Origin of the sequence: Lentzea pudingi (assembly GCF_014646255.1) — a bacterium.
Taxonomy (GTDB): Bacteria; Actinomycetota; Actinomycetes; order Mycobacteriales; family Pseudonocardiaceae; genus Lentzea; species Lentzea pudingi.
Genome location: NZ_BMNC01000003.1, coordinates 257,842 through 276,108 on the forward strand (window position 1 = coordinate 257,842; position 18,267 = coordinate 276,108).

Here is an 18,267-nt window from a genome sequence, read left to right on the forward strand (position 1 = left end):
GGCACCTGAACGAGGTTGGGGACCGAGACATCGCTCGCGGTCGCCGCGCGGGCCGGAAGAGGACCGATGAAGATCGCGATGGTGTCGACGCGGGACGTGCCGGTCTGGGAGAACGACCACGTCGCGGGTCTGGCAGGGGCCCTGAGAGCGTTGCGGCACAACGTCACCGTGCACCTCCGGCAGGCCTCGGAGCCCGAGGAGACGGAGTCGTCGCTCGGCGGGTTCGTCGATTCGCTGCGGGACAAGTGGTCCCAGGACCGGCCGGACCTCGTGCACGCGCACTCGTGGAAGGCGGGGCTCGCGGCCGTGCTCGCCGCGCAACGGCTCGGCCTGCCGGTCGTGCAGACGTTCCACGGCCTCGGTCCGGACCGCGACCAGGTGAACGTCGAACGCCTGATCGGCAGGGAGGCGGCGTTGATCGTGGCGAGTGGCGAGCAGGAGGTGCTCGACCTCGCCGCCGCCGGCATTCCGCGGCCGCGGACCGTCGTGGTGCCGCGCGGCGTGGACACCGTCCTGTTCCAGCCCCGGGGTGAGATCGCTCGACGCCGCTTCCCCCGCCGGGTCGTCGCCATGGCGGACTCGTCGCCGGACAGCGGTGTCGCCGACCTCGTCGCCGCGCTGCCGTGGCTGGACGACGTCGAACTGGTGATCACCGAGGCGCGGGCGCCTCGTGAGGCGGAACGGGTGAAGGCCTGGGCGCGCAGGTTCGGAGTCGGGGACCGCACTCGGGTGCTGGGCCCGAACGCCAGGCGGAACCTGCCCGCGTTGCTGCGGTCCGCCGACGTCGCGGCGTTCGTGCCCCGGCGCGCGCTGTGGGACGACGCGGCGTTGAAGGTGATGGCATGCGGTGTGCCGGTCGTGGCGACCGCGGTCAGAGGCCTGCCGGACGCCGTGGTCGACGGGGTGACCGGGGTGCTCGTCCCGTCACAGGATCCGAAGCAGCTGGTCAGGAAACTCCGGAAGGTGCTGAAGTACGACGTGTTCCGGCACTCCTGCAGCATCGCCGCCACGGACCGGATCCAGGCTCGGCACACGTGGACCGTCGTGGGCGAGTGCGTCGAGCGCCTGTACGCGGGGCTGCTGGAGCGTCGCGCGGGAGACGCGGTGGGGTGAGTGCCGGGAACGTGGTCAAGGCGTCGTGGTGCAGTGCAGCACGGCCCACACGGTCTTGCCGGTCGCGAGTTCGGTCACGCCCCACTGCTTGCTCAGCTGGTTGACGAGCATCAGGCCGCGCCCGCGTGCCGCGTCGGCCGAGAACCGCCGCAACTGGGGCGGGGAGGTGGAGCCGTCCTGGACCGCGATCCGCACCAGGTGGGCGTGCGGTGACCAGCGCAGCTCGACCCGCGCCGGGAACGCCGCGTGGTCGTGGACGTTCGAGACGAGTTCGGTGAGGACCAGCAGCACGTCGCCGAGATCGTCCTCGTCCACTCCGGGCAGGGACGAGCGCGCCCAGCGCCGCACGGCGGCGATGTCCGCCACGTCGCGGTCCAGGCCCAGCACGTGCGTCCGATCGGGAGGGTCGTCGCCGATGGCCAAGCGAATGTCCTCCTGTCGGTGTCTGCGCGCGAGTTACCCCGAGTCGAACGGGTTGAAACTCCGCGTTCGCCGGATGTTTATCGGTGATCTTTCCGGGGCACCCGCCCCAGAACGACTAGAGGGCGGTGCGATGTACGGCGATGATCTCGTACGGCCTTGGTGGGAGGCGCTCGGTGCCGGGGGCCGATTGTTCGACATCCACACCCACGTGGGGGCGAACGACCCCAGCGGTTTCTCGGCTACGGTCGGCGAGTTGCGGGCGGCGCTGGCCTCAGTGGACGCCGACGCCGCCGTGTTCCCGCTCGCGGAGCCCGATGGCTACCGCGCCGCCAACCAGGCGGTGATCGACGCGGCGAGCGAGCCGGGAAGCCGGCTGGTCGCCTTCGCGCGGGTGGCGCCGGGCGACGATCCGGCGGGCGAGGCGCGCCGGTGCGTCGAGGCCGGTGCGGCGGGCATCAAGCTCCACCCCGCCAGTGACGAGTTCGAACTCGACGACGAGCAGCTCACCGAGGTGTTCGGCCTCGCCCACGAACTGCACCTGCCGGTGGTGGTGCACGCCGGACCCGAGATCGACCCGTTCGGTGCGACCCTGCCCGCCGTGCTCGGCCGGTTCCCCGGCGCGCGGTTCATCCTCGCGCACGCGGGCCTCACCGACCTGGCCTGGCTGTCCGGGCAACCGATCGAGAACCTGTTCTTCGACACGTCGTGGTGGAGCCCGACCGACATCGTCACGCTCTTCGGGACGATGCCGCCCGGTCAGGTGCTGTTCGGCAGCGACGTGCCCTACTCCACCCCGCTCTGGGGAGCGCACGCCGCCGCCAGGTGCGCCCTGTACCTCGGTCTCGACGACGAGCAGGTCGCGAGCGTCCTCGGCGGCCAGGCGCGACGGCTGGTCGACCGCGCCGAACCCGCCGACCTGGGCCCGGCTCCCGGCCGGGTGCCGCCGCTGGACCCTTTGCTGGAACGCGTGTACGTCTACCTCGCGGCCGGTGTGGAGGCGACCAAGCGCGGCGAGTCGCCGGGTCAGATGCTGGACGTCGCGAAGCACAGCTGTGGCGTCCGGCCGGACCACCCGCACCGCGACGTCTTCGACTCCGTCCTGGAGCTGCTCGACCTCTTCGAGAAGCACGCCCCGCACATGGAGACCGGCAACGAGTACGCGCCCGGCTGGGACCTGATCGCCGCGGCCGCGCTGATCGCCCGCACGCCCGGACCGCCGCTTCCCGACCGCTAGGGCCGCCGCTCGTCCACTGCGGACGTTGTCCGTCCACAGTGGATTCTCTGGTCCTCGGCGATCGCCGGCGGCATCCGAGGTCGCCGGGCGGTAGGGTCGTGACACGTTCGGCCAGGACGGGAGTGGGGATGGGTGTGGCTGGGAGTCCGTCGATCCGTCTGCGTGCTCTCGACCTGGTGACGGACCGCACCCTCACGGAGTTCGACCTGGACAAGCTCCTGGACGCGCTGCTGGGCGGTGTGCGCGAGCTGCTCGCGGTCGACACGGCGACGGTCCTGCTCGTGGACCGCGGCGGTGGCCACCTCGTCGCAAGGGCGACCTCGGGCCTGGAGGAGGAGGTCTACCAGGGCGCACGCGTGCCGCTGGGCAGGGGCTTCGCGGGCCGCGTGGCCGCGCAGCGGGAACCGGTGCAGATCGGCCGCGTCGACGAGTCCACGGTGGTGAACCCGCTGCTGTGGAAGCACGGGCTGCACTCGCTCCTCGGCGTGCCGATGATCGCCGAGGGGGAGTTGACCGGGGTCGTGCACGTCGGCAGCACCGTCTCGCGCCGGTTCACCGACGAGGAGGTCGAAGCGCTGCGGCTGGTAGCCGACCGCCTGGCGGTCGCGGTCTACGTGGACCGCACCCGCACCGAACGCGCGGCGGCGGCGCTGTTGCAGGAGAGCCTGCTGCCCGGCCGGTTGCCGGCGACCGAGGGCTGGGAGTTCGCGACCCGGTACGTCGCGGGGGCGGGCAGCGGTGTCGGCGGCGACTGGTACGACGTGTTCGAACTGCCCGGCGACCGCATCGGGGTGGTGATCGGCGACGTCGTCGGCAGCGGGCTCACGGCCGCCGTGATCATGGGCCGGTTGCGGAGCGCGTTGCGCGCCTACGCCCTGGAGTACCCCGATCCCGCGGTGGTGCTCGGCAAGCTCGACCGCAAGGCCAGCCACTTCGAGCACGACACGATGGCGACGGTCGCCTACGCGGTGATCGACACGGCGACGCACACCATGAGCCTCTCCCTGGCGGGGCACCTGCGGCCGGTCTTCGCAGCGGTCGGGGAACAGGCCCGGTTCGTCGCGGCCCCCGTCGACCCGCCCATCGGTTTCGACCTGCGCGGCACCGGCCGGCGCGCCACCACCTTCGAGGTGCCGGCGGGCGCGTTGGTCGTCTTCTACACCGACGGACTGGTGGAACGCCGGGACCAGGACCTCGACATGGGGCTGGAACGGCTCCGCGAGGCCGTCGCGCCCACGAGCCCCGAGGCGGCGTGCATCCGGGTGATGGCGACGATGGTCGGCGATCAGCAGGCGACCGACGACATCGCGGTGATGGCGATGCGCCACCGCCCGTGACGCTCGTCAGCCGTCGGTGAGCCTGCTGTCCTCCAGTTCCCGCAGCAGCGGCAACGGGACCGTGGAGTACTCCGGGAAGCGGTGGTACGGCTTGACCATCGGCTGGAAGCGCGCCGGCAGCCCGCCCGATCGGGCCAGTGCCGCCAGTGCCGTGCCGATGCGCTGACCGGGTACCGCGAACGCCAGGTCGTATCCGTCCACTTCGGACACCTTCGGCAGCCACTCGGCGAGGAACGCCTCCGCCTGGGGGAGGTGGTGGGCGAGTGCGTCGGCGAAGACCGAGCACAGTGCGAGAGTGGCGGCGTCCTCGCCGTGCAGGCGCCGCACGGTCAGGGTGATCGACTCCTCCGTGCCGTTCGGTCGCCGCGCGGCGAACACCTCGCCGAGTGCGGTCCAGGCGTCCACCTCGGCCAGGGCGGCGAGTGCGGACTGCCTGTCGTCCCGGGCGAGCAGGCCGTTCTCCAGCACGAACCACAGCAGGCCCCGTGACGTGCGCCGGCTCAGCTCACCGGTCGAGGTGCCGAGCAACCGGTGCGCCGCGGCAACCGTTCCGGGGACGTCGATCCACAGGTGGTCGACGTCCGAGCCCGTGATCGTCTCCGGGGAGGCGCGCAGGGCGGTTTCCAGGGTCGTGCGCTGGGCGTCCGTCAGCTCCTCCGGTGCGAGCGGGCGGTAGACCCGGTCGCTGGGACGGAACTGCCGCGCCATCCGTTCGAGCAGGCGGGTGTGCAGGTTCGGAAGGCTGTTGTTCGGTGCGGTGAGCAGTCCGTCGTCGTCCGTGCCGAAGGTCCACGCCGAGGCGGCCAGTTCGGCGAGGTCTCCCGTCCACACGTCGTGCACCGGGTACTCGCCCTGCGCGAGGTGGTGGAGCAGCGCCAGCGAGTGGTCGTCGGCGAATCCGGAGTAGACGACGCACGCCGCGGCCGCGCCTCGCACGTACAGCGACGGGCTGTGTGTCATCAGATCCCGTGCTGCGGCAACGTGTTCCACTCTCGCGTCCGTGCTTCTGGCACTGCCCGACGTGACGACGTTGTCGCGTGCCGCGAGGAAGCCGTGGGCCAGGCACAGACCGGCGGTCGCGTCCGGGGTGAGGGCGGGCAGCTCCTCCGGTTCCCGGCCCAGCAGCACCAGCAACCGCAACGCCTCGTCGTCACCGGTGCGGGCCCACATCGCCTCGACGTCGGGGGCGAACTCCGCGACGGCTCCCGCGTACTCGCTCGTGGCCTTGCCCACGTCGTCGGGCCGGGCCACGAAGTGCGTCTCGCCGGCCGCGATCCTCGCCAGGAACAGCAACGCGAGCGTGTTGTCCTGCCGCACCAACTCGGCCAGGAACGGGATCGCGGCCTCGGACGCCGTGTAGACCGAACCCTGGTGCGTGGTGGCCGAGTAGAGGCCGTACACACCGAAGTTCCGGTCGCCCCCGTCGTCGCTGGTGAGCGCCTCGATGAACCACGGCGTCTCGGCGGCGGTGCCGTACGCGTCTTCGAGGGCCGCCCAGTCCACGTCGTGCAGTCCGGCGGGCGGCGAGGTGGTGCCGCGCAACGGCGGCCGCTCGACGTCGTCCCCGTCCGGGTGCTCGTCGAACTCCGGCGGCTCGAAGGCGGGCAGGTCGTCAGCGTCGAACACCCGGAAAGCCTGCCACAGGCCCGGTTCCGGCTGGAACCGGGCCTGCGGGGTGTCCCTGTCCGCGGAACGCCCCGATCGGGTTCACGGGGCGGGGTCAGCGAAGGCCGGATCGCGGTGTGGGCGCCAGCCGGATCGTGGACTCCGACCTGCCCACCATGGCCGACACGGTGTCGGCGACGGTTCCGCACCGGGGATGACCGTGGACGGCCTCCAGGACGCGTTCGCGGTCGGCGTCGTCCTCGAAGCGCCGGATCCAGACGAAGGCGTCCTCGCCGGGCACGGTGAACGAACCGACCACGGTCATGCCCCCTTCCTGGTGCAGCGGGATGACGGTCTCGTCCATGTAGAGCGCCAGCTCGGGGCCGAGGCCGGCCCGTGCGTGTTCGGTGCGGATCTCGTAGAACATCGAGTTTCCTCCTCGGCGGTCAGGACGTGCGTGCGGCGGCGAGCGCGTAGACGGCCGGGGACCCTTCCCACGGGCAGGTGCGCTGCACGGCCCAGCGGGTGATCAGCCAGCGTCCGCCGGTCCGGCTCAGCCCGAGCCGCCAGTACCCCCGCATCGTGCAGTGGTCGACGACGCCGGGATCCGCGAGGACGTGGTGGTAGGCGACCACGTGCACGCGGCACTCGGCCTCGTCGCCCGACACGCGCAGCTCCAGGTTCGAGGTGGCGTGGTGGGTGCTGTCGAAGCCGTCGAGGGTGGTGCTCGCCAACGCGGTCAGGTCGGCGGCCGTCATCGTCGCCGGTGGCCTGCCGAAGTGGTGGGTCGACAGGTCCAGCAGCACCTCGTCGGCGAACAACCGCCGCAGGGCGGTCCAGTCCTGGTCGTCCTGGGCGTGGGCGAGGCCGGTGACGACGTCGGTGATCGCCGCTCGGTCGGTCAGTTCTTCGAGTGTGCTCACGTGTGCGCCTCCTCGCGGTCGATCAGCGGCAGCACCAGCCGGCTCGGGTGCGCGGGTCCGTGGTGGACCCGGTTGACCGCGACCACCGGGTCGTCGGTGGCGATGGTCCCGCCGGTGTTGGTGTTGCGGTCGTAGCGGGGGAAGTTGCTGCTGGAGACCTCGAGCCGGATGCGGTGCCCCGGCAGGAAGACGTTCGAGGTGACTCCCATGTCGACGGTCAGCTCGCACGCGGTGCCGGGCTCCAGGAACGCCGGTTCGGTGAGCGAGTCGCGGTAGCGGGCGCGCTGGATGCCCTCGCACAGCAGGATCGCCCTGCCGTCGGGGTGGACGTCGACGAGCTTGCCGGTGAAGTCGGTGTCCGGGGCGGAGGAGGAGGCGTGCAGCACGAGGGTGACGTGTCCGGTCACCTCGACCGGGGCGTCGAGGACGGCGGTGGTGAAGCACAACACGTCGTCCCGCGTCTCGACCGCCGCCTGATCGGCCGGGCCGGGGTAGCCGGTCAGCACGGTGCCGCCGAGAGTCGGCACCGGGCGGCGCGGGTCGTAGAGGAAGGTGTCCGCGGCCTCCGCCGGTGCGGTGTCGCGCGTGAGGACCCCGTCGCCCGCGACCGTGTTGGCGCGGCCGTCTCCGCCGAGGAACAGGTCGGTGTAGCGGGTGTCCGGCAAGGGCCAGTCTTCCTCGTCACGCCACCGGTCGATGCCCATGACGAAGATCCGGACGCGGTGGGGGTCGCCGGGCACGTCGGTCTGGTCGCGCGCCTGGTGGTTGCCGGGCACGTCGGTCCGGCCGCGCGCCTGGTGGTCGCCGGGCACGTCGGTCTGGTCGCGCGCCTGGTGGTCGCCGGGCACCTCGGTCCGGCCGCGCACCCAGTGGTCGAAGAAGCGCAGGTGCTCGCCGGTGACGTCGGTGGCCTTGATGCTGCCCGCGAGTCCGAAGGACCGGTCCGGGAACGTGCCCAGGTCCATGCCGTCCGGATGGGCCCACGGCCCGATGACGAGCCGCTGACCGTCCCTCGCAGCCGCGCTGCCGCCGTGGTCGCGCATCGCCCGGTACGACCGCACGGTCTCGCCGATGAACACGTCGTACCAGCCACCGATCTGGAGCGCCGGAACCGCGATGGCGGCGCGGCGGTCGAGGGCGGCGACCTCCTGCCAGAACGCGTCGCGTTCGGGATGGCCGAGCACCTCACCGAACCACGGCAAGGAGCGCGTCACGGCGTCCCGCGCGGCGAACGGATCGTCCAAACCGGACAGCAACGCCGCCACCTCGGCCGGGTCACCCTCGCCGTCGTCGAGGTCCCGCCGCAGGTTCCGCAGAGCCGACAGAGTGCTCCACGTGACCACGGTGTCCTGGGACAGCGCCCCACCGGGCGAGTACCACGGTGCGCGGTACAGGTCGGCGGAGCTCATCACGGGCGCGATCGCCCGCAGTGCACGCGGTGCGTCCACGGCCGCGAGCCACTGCGTGAAGCCCATGTACGACCCGCCCCACATGCCGATTCCGCCGTCACACCAAGGCTGTTCGCTCAGCCACGCCAGGGTGTCCGTGCCGTCCCGAGCCTCGTGGGTACCCGGTACGAACGTCCCGGGCGATCGAGAGGTACCGCGCACGTCCTGCGCCACGACCGCGTAACCGGCCTCCACGAAGGCGAACACGTCCGGCAGCTTCGGGTTGCCGAACGTCCCGGCGTCGTCCTTGCCGTACGGGGTGCGGAGCAGCAGCACGGGGAACGGCCCGGGGCCCTCCGGTCGCCACACGTTGGTGGCCAACGTGATGCCGTCCCGCATGGGCACGGCCACGTCGACGTCCACGACGAAACTCATGCCCGCACCTGGTCCCGCTGCGGCGTGAGCATCCAGTGGCTGAACGCGGCGTAGTTCCGGGCGAACTCCCTCGGCGTGGGGGAGTGCTCGACCGCCGCGGACAGTTCCGCGACGCGCACGTACCGCGGGATCCGGTCTGCCTGATACGTCTGCAGCGCGGCGGGCACGTCGCTCGCAGGACCGAGCAGGTGGCCGAGCAGGGCGGCGTCCTCGATGCCCAGCGTGGCACCGGCGGTGATGTGCGGCGACATCGCGTGCGCCGCGTCCCCGGCCAGTGCGACGCGGGCGGAGACCCAGTGCGGCAACGGGGGTACGAGCATGATCTGGTTGTGCAGGATGAGCTCCTCCGGTGTCGCCGCGATCAGCCGCGCGAGCACTCCGTCCGCGTCTTCCTCCAGGTGGCGGGCGCGTTCCAGCGCCTGCTCCCCGCGCGTGCCGGTCAGCGGTGGTGACTTGAACTGGTTCACCAGCCAGTACACGCTGCCGTCGTGGGTGCGCACATAACCGCCGCGGCACCCGTTGGTGCCCAGGATCAGGCGGTTGCCGCGCACCTCGAGGCCGTCGGCCGGGATGACCGCGCGCCACACCTGGTGGCCGGCGTGTTCCTGTGCCGGGGTGCCCGGTACGAGTTGTGCGCGCACCGCCGAGTACGCCCCGTCCGCCCCGACGAGCAGGTCGGCTTGCTCGCTGCTGCCGTCGGTCAACCGGACGGTGACGCTGTCCGCGTGTTCCACGTACGCGCCGAAGCCGGTGTCGAGGCGGATGTTCTCGCGACCCGCGGCGTCGGCGAGCAGGTCGAGCAGTTCGGCGCGGTGGACCAGGAGGTATTGGTGGTCCTCGACGCCGAACTCGGGACTCCGGAGCAACGTCCCGGCTGGGTCGTGAAAGTACATCTCGCTGGGTTTGCCGATGGCGCGCACCTGGTCGCCGATGCCGAGTTCGTCGAACACCGCCAGCGCGTTCGCCCAGAGTCCCAGCCCGGCTCCGGCCGCGCGGATCTCCGGTGCCTGCTCGCAGATCACCACGTCGAGCCCCGCTCGGCGCAGGGCGAGGCCTGTCGTCAGGCCCACGATTCCAGCACCGACCACCACAGCCCGGGTCACAGTCATGTCCTTGTCCTCCAACGATTTCTTCTCCATCTCGACAGTAGGAGCGAGCACCGATTAACTCCAGTGCAACTCTGGTACTGGAGCGTTGCGGATGTGATAATCCGCAGGTGGACTACATCGATCTGAACCTGATCGAGGCGCTGGACGCGCTGCTCGCGGAGAACAGCGTCACCAAGGCCGCCGCCCGGTTGCACACCTCGGCCCCCGCCATGAGCCGGGCGCTGGCCAGGTTGCGGCGGGCGTTCGACGACCCGTTGCTCGTGCGGGCAGGGCGTGATCTCGTGCCCACCCCGCGAGCTCTGGAACTGCGGGGCGAGGTGCACGCGATCGCGTCGCGGGCGCGGGCGTTGTTCGCGCCGTCCACGACGGCCGATCCGCGGACCGCCGTGCGCGTGTTCGACCTGCAGGTCACCGACATGCTGTCCACGACGTTCATCCCCTCGCTCATCGACGACCTGAGGGAGCAGGCGCCCGGCATCTCGCTGCGCCTGCGGCCGGAGACCCTGGAGGACGTCCCCGCGCTGCGGGAAGGCCTCGTAGACCTGGAGATCGGCAACATCCGCACCGGCGACTCGGAGATCCACTCGGAGGCGCTCGTCACCGAGACGCTGATCGGCGCTGTGCGGCGGGCACACCCGCTGGCCAAGGCGAAGACCGTTACACCGCAACGGTTCGCCGACGCCGATCACATCGTCGTGTCACGGCGTGGCCGGGCCGAGGGCCCGATCGACGAGCAGCTGGCGGAGCTGGGCCTGAGCAGGCGGGTGGCGGCGGTGGTGCCCACGTTCGCGAGCGCGCTCTTCATCGCCTCCGAGACCGACGTCGTCTGCGTCGCCCCGGCCAGGCTGGCACGGCGGATGCTGGACTCGCTGGGGCTGCGCACGTTCCCGATCCCGGTGGCACTGCCGTCCGTGACGGCCGGCATGGCGTGGCACCCGCGCAACCACCACGACCGCACGCACCAACTCCTGCGGGAGCGCGCCCGTCACATCATGGCCGAGGCTGCTCGGTGACCGCGTTCCGGCGGTGGCGCAGGCGCCGCACGACCTCGATGAATCCCGTGACGACGAGCGCGAGCCCGACGCCGACGGCGATCGCGAGCAGGGTGTTCTCCTGGAACAGGACGCCGCCGAGGTAGCCGGTGAGCGCGGTGTAGGCGCTCCAGGACGCGGTGGCGAACGCGACGAACAGCGCGTACTTGCGCAGGGGGAAGCCGACGAGCCCGGTGGACAGGGTGGCCAGGTACCGCCCGACCGGGATGAACCGCGTCGTCACCAGGATGAAGCCGCCGCGGGCGTCGAGCTCGCGGGCGAACCAGTCGTGCGCCGCGCGGCGTTTGCTGCCGGGCGGCAGCCGCTCGAGCAGACGCCTGTCGAACAACCGGCCTGCCGTGTACGGGACCATGTCGCCGAGGAACGCGCCGAGCGTGGTGGCGGCGATGACGAGCACGATGTCGGTCTGCCCGCTCGCGGCGTAGACGCCCGCGACGATCACGACGGGCTCGCTCGGGATCAGGGGCAGGAACGAGTCCAGGAAGGACACCGCCGCCAGCACGGCGTAGAGCCAGGGTGAGGAGATGAGCGATTCGGCGAGCCGCAGCCAGTCGATCACGAGGAGTCCTTTCGGAAGTGGTGGTGCGGCCCGACGACGATCTGCGGTGACGCGGCCCGCGACACGCAGGCGAGAACGGAGTCGTGCTCCGCCTCGCCGTCGAGCACCGCGAGACGGCAGGTGCCGCAGACTCCGGCCTCGCAGGACGACTCGACGGGGACACCGCCGCGGCGCAGGGCGTCGAGCAGCGAGAGATGAGCGGGAACCTCGACCCGGAGGCCGGTGGGAGCCCAGACGGCCGTGAACGGCGAGAAGCCGCCGGATTCGGTCGTGAACTGCTCCGTGTGGATCCGGCTTGCGCGCCAATGAGCGGTGAGCGTGCGGACGGTGTGCATGAGCGGAGCGGGGCCACAGCAGTAGACCCGGACGTCGTCGTCCGGATCGGCCAGGTGAGGCCACAGGTCGAGCAGACCACCGTCGCTGTGATGCACTGAGCCTGGGAACTCCTGCAGGAATGGGGTCTCTTCGGCCGACTGCGTCAGGTACAGCAGCCGCACACCGGTGTGGCCCTGGACGCGCAACCGGTGCACCATCGCCCGGATCGGCGTGATGCCGATGCCGCCCGCGATGAACAGGTACTTCGGCGACGGCAGCAGGGGAAACCTGTTGGCCGGCTTCGACACCAGCAGTTCGGTGCCCACCTGCACCTCGTCGTGCATGCTTGCGGAACCACCCCGGCCGTCGCTCTGGCGCCGCACGCACACGACGTACTCCCGCGTGCCCGGATCGACGAGGCTGTAGGCGCGCTTGTGCCCGGCGGGCGTGCTGATCACGACGTGCGCGCCGGGTTCGTGGTCCGGTAGCGCGGCTCCCCAGGGGTCTCTCAGCACGAAACGGCGGACCGTCGGCGTGAGGTCGGTCGTCTCGCTGACCCGCAGGCGCAGCTCAGACAACGACCTCACCGCCCGTCCGCACGACTCCGGCGGTCAGGACCTCCAGGTAGATCCCCATGAACTGGTGCCCGTAGGTCCGCTGGAGCAGGCTCACCACCGGCAGGTCGCGCCTGCCCGTTCCGGGACCGACCTCGGTCGCGGCACAACGCCTGGTCTGCCGCACGGCCCGGACGCGCACGCCGTCGAGGCCGAACTCCTCACCGATCAGGTCCACTTCGGACCACGCGGGCAGGCCGTCCACGAGAACGTTGGCGCGAAACCGTTTTGGATCGACCGTGGCACCCGTCCGCGACTCCAGGTCGCGGACCGACGACAGGTTGATCATCGAGATCCAGTTCATCGGCCGGTCGCCGGCGGCGGTCGCGTCGGTGAAGCGCCGGCCCGGTTCCCGCGCGAGCACCGGCACCATCCCCGCCGGCAGGTCCAGCAGGCGGGCGAAGAACCGCATCGCCTCGCCGACGCCCTCGTCCGTACCCAGATCGGCTTTCAGCACCTCGTGTCCGGCCACTCTCGCGACGAGGACTTCCGTCCCGGCGTCGAAACGAGCGTCCACACCGGAGAGTCGATGATCCGAGACGAGGGCGAAGAACTCCTGTTTCGGCAGTCCCTCCCGCGTCCCGGCGTGGTACCGGCCGTCCGGCCGGGCCAGTGCGAACACCCGGTCGTGGGGAATCCCTTCACCCGGCCGGAGTGCCACCTGGGCCAGTGGCTGTGCGCTGAGCCCCTTCACGGGATGGACGAACAGTTCCCGCACCCTGCCCCCGCTCGTCACCACGGAGGCAGGGTCTTGCGCGTGAATGTGTGGTGGTACAAGGGAATCTCGCTTTACTGTCGCCGTTCGGAATTGGCGATCGCCGTGAGCTCCCTTTCGAACCTAGGCAGGGTTCGGCGTGACGACAAGTGCGTTCTCGGCAAGGGACAGTTCACCCTCGCGCAATCGGGTCACGGACACACGTTCGAGGTGCTGTTGTTCAACGTGAGGTTGCGGAACGTCGTGTTGGTGCCACAAGGGTTCTCGCGCACCCCCGAGTTGGTGACCGTCAGGTTCTGCACGGTGATGTCGCGGTTGTTCGGGAACTCCGAGCGCGCCGCCAGCCGGATCTCACCACCACCGTTCACCGTGCCGCTCTGCGTCGCGAGTGTGACGTTGGTGCAGTTCTCGATCAGCACCGCGTTGTTTCCGGTGTTCGCGAGGTCGAGGCGGTCGATGGTCAGTCCGCCGCTCTCCGACACGCAGAAGACACCCCGGCCGCCGCCACGAGCCCGCACCGTGCCGACTCGGACGTTCGTGGGATAGCTGCTGCCGATGCGCCCGTTGCGGTTGGCGGTGCGGAAGGCCGCGTACCCGGTGCCCGCGCCCGCGTTCTCCGCGTCCACCGTGCCGACGGTGGCGTTGATCGTGTCGTTGAGCAGCAGCCCGGACTCGCCGACGTTGCGGGCGGTCACGGTGCCGACCGTGAGGCCGTCCACGCCGTAGGTCTCGACGGCGTGACTGCTCGCGCCGGACACGAACGCGTTGTCGATCCGGATGTTCCGGCTGCGCACGCTGGTGTTGCCGCGGTTGTCGATGCGCACGCCCAGACCACCGGACAGCCGCATGTCGATCTGACCGAGCACGGCGTTGTCGACGTTGCGCAGGAAGATGCCGTACAGCGGGCGGCCGGTGACGCTGAGGTAGCGCACCTCGACGTCACGGGTGCCCCGGGAGTAGATCGGGGCCTGGTCGCCGGAACCGGTGCCGGTGACGTCGATCGTGCCGCAGACGTCGATGCCGGTGTAGCTGGGCAACGAGATCCGGGACCCCGCGCTCACCGTCCCGCTGCCGCGCACCAGGACCCACTGCTTGGACGTGCGGCCCGCGGTGAGGCTGTCCAGGGCGGCCTGGACGGCGGACCGCATGTCGGTGCCCGTGTAGACGGTCCGGCTGCCGTTGCGCGAGGTCCACGTGCTGCCGTTCAGCACCGCCTCGGCGTTGAACGTCCGGTCACCGCACGCCAAGATCTGCGGCGCCGCAGTCGCGGGTGCGAGACCGCCGAGCACGGCCGCTGCCGTCACGGCCGCGCTGACGCGCCACCTGGTTGGGAACATGCGAGATCTCCTCTTCGGTGTGTGCGGCGGCGGGCCGTCTCACCTGAGGTGGTTCGACAGCGGGATGCGCTGGTCTCGCAGGGCCTTGGCCACGACCCCGGCGATCTGCCCGGCACCGGAGGCCTCGAAGTGCGTGTGGTCGTCGCAGAAGAAGGCGCCGACCGGGCCCTTGGTGTAGTCACCGTCGTTGGGGCAGAGCTTGAGCGTGTTGTAGAGCGTGTAGCTCAGCTTGTGCAGGTCGATGACGGTCACGCCGGCGGCCCGGGCCGCGTCGAAGGTTTCGGTCAGGAAGCCGCGGGTGGCGACGGCCGTGCTGCCGCTGCACCTGATCGCGGAGACCGGCGTCAGGAAGATCGGCGTGACGCCTCGGTCCTTGGCCGATCTCGCCATCAGCGCGAGGAGTTCCTTGTACCGGGCGCTGCCGACGTGGCGCGGGCAGTCGCGGCTGCCGTCGTTGATGCCGAACTGGACCATCAGGTAGTCGCCGGCCTTCATCCCGGCGGCGGGGTCCAGCATGGCCTGCCAGCGCTGGTGGAACGTCCTCGGGCTGACCACGCACTCGCCCGCCGTGTCCTTGGTGTTCTGCACGTTTCCCTCGTACAGCCACGTCTGGATGCTCCGCCCGGCCACCGCGCTGTTCACCACGGTGACGTCACCGGTGAAGAGCCGACCGAACCGGTTGCCCCAGCCCACCGGGCAGCTCGTCCTCGGATCCGCCATCGTCGAGTCGCCGGCGAGCCAGACCTTGACCGTCGCGGCCTGGGTCGTCGCTGTGCCGGCAGGGGCGCACGCGGGTTCCTCGGCCGAAGCAGGACTGGCGGCGGTGAGCAGCGGTAGTACGACGAGCGCGGCCAGGGCCATGAAGTGCTTCTTCACAGGGCTCTCCAGACAGGCAGGGGTGTTCTCAGGGCCAGACGATCGCGCTCGGCGGGACCGGCGCGGTGAGGTGGCGGAACGAGCCGGGCGGCAGGACGCGCTGGTCACGTAGTGCGGTGGCGACGAGCCGGGCCACCTCGATCGCCCCGGCGGCCTGGAAGTGCGTGTTGTCCTCGACCCCGTCGGGGTAGTGGGGATGCGACCCGGCCGGCAGGTGCAGGAAGTACTTCTTCGTCCCCTCGACGCCCGCGCGGTTCCAGAGCGCCGTGCTGGACGCGGTCAGGTCGATCAGTGGAACACCCTTGGCCGCCGCCAGTTCGCGCATCGCGGCCGGGTACGCGCCGTGGGAGGGAGCGGCGGCACCCGTGCTGGTGAAGCGGCGCCGTTCGACGGACGTGACCAGCACCGGCTTCGCTCCCTTGGCACGGCTCCTGTCGACGTACTGGGAGAGGTATGCCTTGTAGGTGGTCGACGGCTCGGTGTAGCGGGCCGGGTCTTCCTTCTTCTGGTCGTTGTGCCCGAACGAGATGAGCAGGTAGTCACCGCGTTTGATCTTGGACAGGATGCGGTCGAGCCGTCCGAGGTCGACGAAGCTCTTCGAGCTGGCACCTGACAGCGCCTCGTTCGCCGTGACGACGCCGCCGGTGAGGAACACCGGCAGCGCCTGCCCCCACCCGGCCCGGGGCGCCAGCGCCGAGGTGTAGGTGGAGGCGGTGGAGTCTCCCGTGACGTGCACGGTGACAGCGGGCGCCGCCGCGACAGGTCCCGCTGTGGCCAGCAGCGACAGGGCCGCGGCGAGCACGACGGGGGTGCGCTTGAGGAGCATGGACTTCCCTTCGATGGGCGTCACTCGCCCGACGGTGCGGGGAGCTGGGCGCCGAGCGGGACCGGGGTGCCGAAGTTCGGGGTGCCGTCGGCGTTCCAGGTGAACTTCTGCGCGCGGGTGGACCGTTCCATGCCGCAACCGGCCGAGGCGCTGGTGTTTCCGTGGTAGACGATCCAGTCCTCGGTGCCGTCGGGAGATTTGAAGAACCCGTTGTGCGCGGGACCGAACACCCCGTGCTCGTCGTTGCGCTGGAACACCGGGTTGGGCGACTTCGTCCAGTGCGCGCGGTTGAGCGGGTCGGACCCGGTGAGGGTGAGCAGGCCGAGCTTGTAGTCGGGACCCCAGCAGGCGCTGGCCGAGTACACGATCATGGTGCGGCCGTTGCGGTACAACGGTTCCGCGCCCTCGTTGACCGGCGCGGTCTGCCGTTCCCACGCGAGGGTGGGCTGCGAGATCGTGCGCCGCGCGCCGCTGGTCGTGTACGGGTTGGACAGCGGGGTGATCGTCAGGCTCTGGGTGCCGTCCATCGCGCTGCCCATCAGGTACAGCTTCCCGTTGTGCTGCAGGATGCTCGGGTCCAGCTCCCAGGTGGTCCCCAGGTCCGCCTTGAACGTGTACGGGCCCATCGGGTCGGAGCCCGCGCTCTCCAGCACGTGCAGGCGCTGGGTGGGGTTGTAGTCCTGCACGTTCTGCCCGGCGACGTAGTACAGGTACCAGCGGCCGTTCAGCAGGTGGAACTCCGGTGCCCACATGTTGCAGCACCCGTTGGGCCGTCCCGACAGGTTGAACACCACGGTGTCCGCCGCGCTCGACAGGCCCGCCAGCGTGCGGGACCGGCGCATGGTGATCGTCGAGTTCCACGTCGTGGTGGCGAGGTAGTAGTAGCCGTTGTGGAACTGCAGCCACGGATCGGGACCGCTGCGCTTGACCGGGTTGGTGAAGTTGCCCGAGGCGCCGATCTTCACCAGCTGCCACTGCTGGTTCGCGGCGCCGGTGTCGGGCCACTGGATCACCTGCGCGCCGTTGGCGGAGGAGAAGTCGAGGAGGTCGACGGCCTTGCCGCTCGCCCGGTTGACCAGCCGGACGTGCCCGTCCGGCGAGTCGGCCAGCCGGAACTGCTGACCGGTGCGGCCGGCGTCCGTCGTCTGCACGAGTCCGGCCCGGTCCGCGGTCGACGGGAACTCCAGGACCTTACCGCTGTGCCGGGACTTCACCCGGTAGAAGCCGCCGCCGGAGTCGACGAACTGCCACTGCTGCCAGGCGCCGTCGTTGCGCGCGTACTGCGAGATGCGGGCACCCTCCGCGGTGGACAGGTCGTAGACGTCCAAGGCCTTGCCACTGTTGCGGTTCACCAACGCGTACGACGCGCTGGTGTCCACGACGGCGGCGAACGCCACCGCCGGCACGGTCACGCCGCTCAGCAGGACGACCGCGGCAGCCAGCTTGCCGATCGAGTTCATGGTCTTCTCCTCACCACAGGAACGGCCAGCCCGCCGAGTCGTGGGCCAGCAGGTTGATGCCCAGCCGCGACGCGCCGGTGTCGGTGTAGTAGTGGTAGACGAGGACGTCGTCGAGCACGTCCTGATGGCCGGGCCCGTGCACGCTGCCTTGCCCGGCGAGGATCTCCGTGCCACCACCGGACGTCAGGGCGGTGCCGTTGCGGTCGACGTATGGGCCGGTGACGCTCGTAGAACGGCCCACCATGACGCGGTACGTGCTGGACGCGCCCCTGCAGCAGTAGTCGAACGAGACGTAGAGGTAGTAGTAGGCACCGTGTTTGACGATGTTCGGTGCCTCGATCGGACCGCCGTTCCTGCCCGCGAGGGAGCGGAGGGTCGAGTCCGACCGCAAGCCGGTCGACGGGTTGAGCGCGATCATCTTGATGCCGGACCAGAACGAGCCGAAACTCAGCCACCAGCGGCCCTGGTCGTCCACGACGAGATCGGGGTCGATGGCGTTGAAGTCGTCCGACGTCCGCGACTCGACGACGAGCCCGCGGTGGGTCCACGTCCCGGAGTTGCCGCTGGGACTGGTGGCGAGGAAGATCGCCGACCGGTTCGAGCCGAACGTCGAGGCCGAGTAGTACAGCCAGTAACGGCCGTCGCGATAGGACAGGTCCGGTGCCCAGAGGTTGCTGCTGCCGCCGGTGTAGGGCGTGGTCCACGACGCGCCGCCGGGGAACGCCGAACCCGCGTTGCGGAAGGCGATCCGGTCGGTGGAGGTCTTGAGCGCGATGCCGTTGCCGGTGTGCGCCACGAGGTAGCTGCCGTCGGTGCGTCTGACGGCACTCGGGTCGTGCACGCTCACGTCACCGGTCACGCGGCCCGGCAGGGGATAGGCCTCCGCGGGTGGTGCCGTGACGACGATCAGGGCGGCTGCCAAGACCAGCGCGATGCTCCTCATGCT

18 protein-coding genes are annotated in these 18,267 nt (G+C 70.6%); 4 read left to right on the forward strand and 14 right to left on the reverse strand.

Annotation, left to right across the window (positions count from 1 at the left end):
• Positions 1-66 precede the first annotated feature (66 nt).
• Positions 67-1,113 carry a glycosyltransferase gene (locus IEY88_RS12145; protein ID WP_189154798.1) on the forward strand — a complete coding sequence of 349 codons (1,047 nt, stop codon included), beginning with the start codon at positions 67-69 and terminating at the stop codon, positions 1,111-1,113.
• Between the two features lie 15 nt (positions 1,114-1,128).
• On the opposite strand, the gene IEY88_RS12150 is transcribed toward IEY88_RS12145, so the two are convergent.
• Positions 1,129-1,536 carry an ATP-binding protein gene (locus IEY88_RS12150; protein ID WP_189154799.1) on the reverse strand — a complete coding sequence of 136 codons (408 nt, stop codon included), beginning with the start codon at positions 1,534-1,536 and terminating at the stop codon, positions 1,129-1,131.
• Between the two features lie 208 nt (positions 1,537-1,744).
• Between IEY88_RS12150 and IEY88_RS12155 the strand changes: the two genes are divergently transcribed.
• Complete coding sequence (locus IEY88_RS12155; protein ID WP_189154800.1) at positions 1,745-2,770, forward strand: amidohydrolase family protein; 1,026 nt, start codon at positions 1,745-1,747, stop codon at positions 2,768-2,770.
• A gap of 128 nt (positions 2,771-2,898) precedes the next feature.
• A complete protein-coding gene (locus IEY88_RS12160; RefSeq protein ID WP_189154801.1) occupies positions 2,899-4,107 on the forward strand; it encodes a PP2C family protein-serine/threonine phosphatase in 1,209 nt (402 codons plus the stop codon).
• A 6-nt stretch (positions 4,108-4,113) separates the two neighbouring features.
• On the opposite strand, the gene IEY88_RS12165 is transcribed toward IEY88_RS12160, so the two are convergent.
• The 5 genes from IEY88_RS12165 to IEY88_RS12185 form a co-directional block, all read right to left on the reverse strand.
• Positions 4,114-5,733 carry a hypothetical protein gene (locus IEY88_RS12165; RefSeq protein ID WP_189154802.1) on the reverse strand — a complete coding sequence of 540 codons (1,620 nt, stop codon included), beginning with the start codon at positions 5,731-5,733 and terminating at the stop codon, positions 4,114-4,116.
• A 94-nt stretch (positions 5,734-5,827) separates the two neighbouring features.
• Positions 5,828-6,139 (reverse strand): NIPSNAP family protein, encoded by a 312-nt coding sequence (locus IEY88_RS12170; RefSeq protein ID WP_189154803.1) that lies wholly within the window; start codon positions 6,137-6,139, stop codon positions 5,828-5,830.
• A gap of 19 nt (positions 6,140-6,158) precedes the next feature.
• Entirely contained in the window at positions 6,159-6,635 is a 477-nt protein-coding gene (locus IEY88_RS12175; protein ID WP_189154804.1) for a nuclear transport factor 2 family protein, read from the reverse strand.
• Positions 6,632-8,458 carry a CocE/NonD family hydrolase gene (locus tag IEY88_RS12180; RefSeq protein WP_189154805.1) on the reverse strand — a complete coding sequence of 609 codons (1,827 nt, stop codon included), beginning with the start codon at positions 8,456-8,458 and terminating at the stop codon, positions 6,632-6,634. The genes IEY88_RS12175 and IEY88_RS12180 overlap by 4 nt, the downstream gene beginning before the upstream one ends.
• The gene (locus tag IEY88_RS12185) at positions 8,455-9,567 is read right to left on the reverse strand and encodes an FAD-dependent oxidoreductase (RefSeq protein ID WP_189154806.1); all 1,113 of its coding nucleotides are present in this window, start codon (positions 9,565-9,567) and stop codon (positions 8,455-8,457) included. Before IEY88_RS12185 ends, IEY88_RS12180 begins: the two co-directional genes overlap by 4 nt.
• Positions 9,568-9,674: 107 nt before the next feature.
• Between IEY88_RS12185 and IEY88_RS12190 the strand changes: the two genes are divergently transcribed.
• The gene (locus IEY88_RS12190; RefSeq protein WP_189154807.1) at positions 9,675-10,580 is read left to right on the forward strand and encodes a LysR family transcriptional regulator; all 906 of its coding nucleotides are present in this window, start codon (positions 9,675-9,677) and stop codon (positions 10,578-10,580) included.
• Here IEY88_RS12190 and IEY88_RS12195 read toward each other — a convergent pair.
• From IEY88_RS12195 to IEY88_RS12230, 8 genes are all read right to left on the reverse strand, one after another.
• Positions 10,558-11,178 (reverse strand): DedA family protein, encoded by a 621-nt coding sequence (locus IEY88_RS12195; RefSeq protein ID WP_189154808.1) that lies wholly within the window; start codon positions 11,176-11,178, stop codon positions 10,558-10,560. The two genes, IEY88_RS12190 and IEY88_RS12195, sit on opposite strands and share 23 nt — an antisense overlap.
• Positions 11,175-12,071 carry a PDR/VanB family oxidoreductase gene (locus IEY88_RS12200; RefSeq protein WP_189154809.1) on the reverse strand — a complete coding sequence of 299 codons (897 nt, stop codon included), beginning with the start codon at positions 12,069-12,071 and terminating at the stop codon, positions 11,175-11,177. Before IEY88_RS12200 ends, IEY88_RS12195 begins: the two co-directional genes overlap by 4 nt.
• Positions 12,064-12,846, reverse strand: a complete 783-nt coding sequence (locus IEY88_RS12205) for an MOSC domain-containing protein (protein ID WP_189154810.1) — start codon at positions 12,844-12,846, stop codon at positions 12,064-12,066. The genes IEY88_RS12200 and IEY88_RS12205 overlap by 8 nt, the downstream gene beginning before the upstream one ends.
• Before the next feature lie 167 nt (positions 12,847-13,013).
• Complete coding sequence (locus IEY88_RS12210) at positions 13,014-14,159, reverse strand: hypothetical protein (RefSeq protein WP_189154811.1); 1,146 nt, start codon at positions 14,157-14,159, stop codon at positions 13,014-13,016.
• 39 nt (positions 14,160-14,198) lie between these two features.
• On the reverse strand, positions 14,199-15,035 hold the full coding sequence (locus IEY88_RS12215; RefSeq protein WP_229693304.1) for a GDSL-type esterase/lipase family protein: 837 nt from the start codon (positions 15,033-15,035) through the stop codon (positions 14,199-14,201).
• Between the two features lie 28 nt (positions 15,036-15,063).
• Positions 15,064-15,885 (reverse strand): rhamnogalacturonan acetylesterase, encoded by an 822-nt coding sequence (locus tag IEY88_RS12220; protein WP_229693305.1) that lies wholly within the window; start codon positions 15,883-15,885, stop codon positions 15,064-15,066.
• The gene (locus IEY88_RS12225; RefSeq protein ID WP_189154812.1) at positions 15,882-17,321 is read right to left on the reverse strand and encodes a family 43 glycosylhydrolase; all 1,440 of its coding nucleotides are present in this window, start codon (positions 17,319-17,321) and stop codon (positions 15,882-15,884) included. The genes IEY88_RS12220 and IEY88_RS12225 overlap by 4 nt, the downstream gene beginning before the upstream one ends.
• A gap of 10 nt (positions 17,322-17,331) precedes the next feature.
• Positions 17,332-18,264, reverse strand: coding sequence for an arabinan endo-1,5-alpha-L-arabinosidase (locus tag IEY88_RS12230; RefSeq protein WP_189154813.1), 933 nt, complete (start codon positions 18,262-18,264; stop codon positions 17,332-17,334).
• Positions 18,265-18,267 lie beyond the last annotated feature (3 nt).

Excerpts from the sequence above, each read along its gene's own strand:
- IEY88_RS12145 (WP_189154798.1), top strand. The coding sequence starts at position 67 with ATGAAGATCGCGATGGTGTCGACGCGGGACGTGCCGGTCTGGGAGAAC.
- IEY88_RS12160 (WP_189154801.1), top strand. The coding sequence starts at position 2,899 with ATGGGTGTGGCTGGGAGTCCGTCGATCCGTCTGCGTGCTCTCGACCTG.
- IEY88_RS12170 (WP_189154803.1), bottom strand. The coding sequence starts at position 6,139 with ATGTTCTACGAGATCCGCACCGAACACGCACGGGCCGGCCTCGGCCCC.
- IEY88_RS12180 (WP_189154805.1), bottom strand. The coding sequence starts at position 8,458 with ATGAGTTTCGTCGTGGACGTCGACGTGGCCGTGCCCATGCGGGACGGC.
- IEY88_RS12185 (WP_189154806.1), bottom strand. The coding sequence starts at position 9,567 with ATGACTGTGACCCGGGCTGTGGTGGTCGGTGCTGGAATCGTGGGCCTG.
- IEY88_RS12210 (WP_189154811.1), bottom strand. The coding sequence starts at position 14,159 with ATGTTCCCAACCAGGTGGCGCGTCAGCGCGGCCGTGACGGCAGCGGCC.
- IEY88_RS12225 (WP_189154812.1), bottom strand. The coding sequence starts at position 17,321 with ATGAACTCGATCGGCAAGCTGGCTGCCGCGGTCGTCCTGCTGAGCGGC.
- IEY88_RS12230 (WP_189154813.1), bottom strand. The coding sequence starts at position 18,264 with ATGAGGAGCATCGCGCTGGTCTTGGCAGCCGCCCTGATCGTCGTCACG.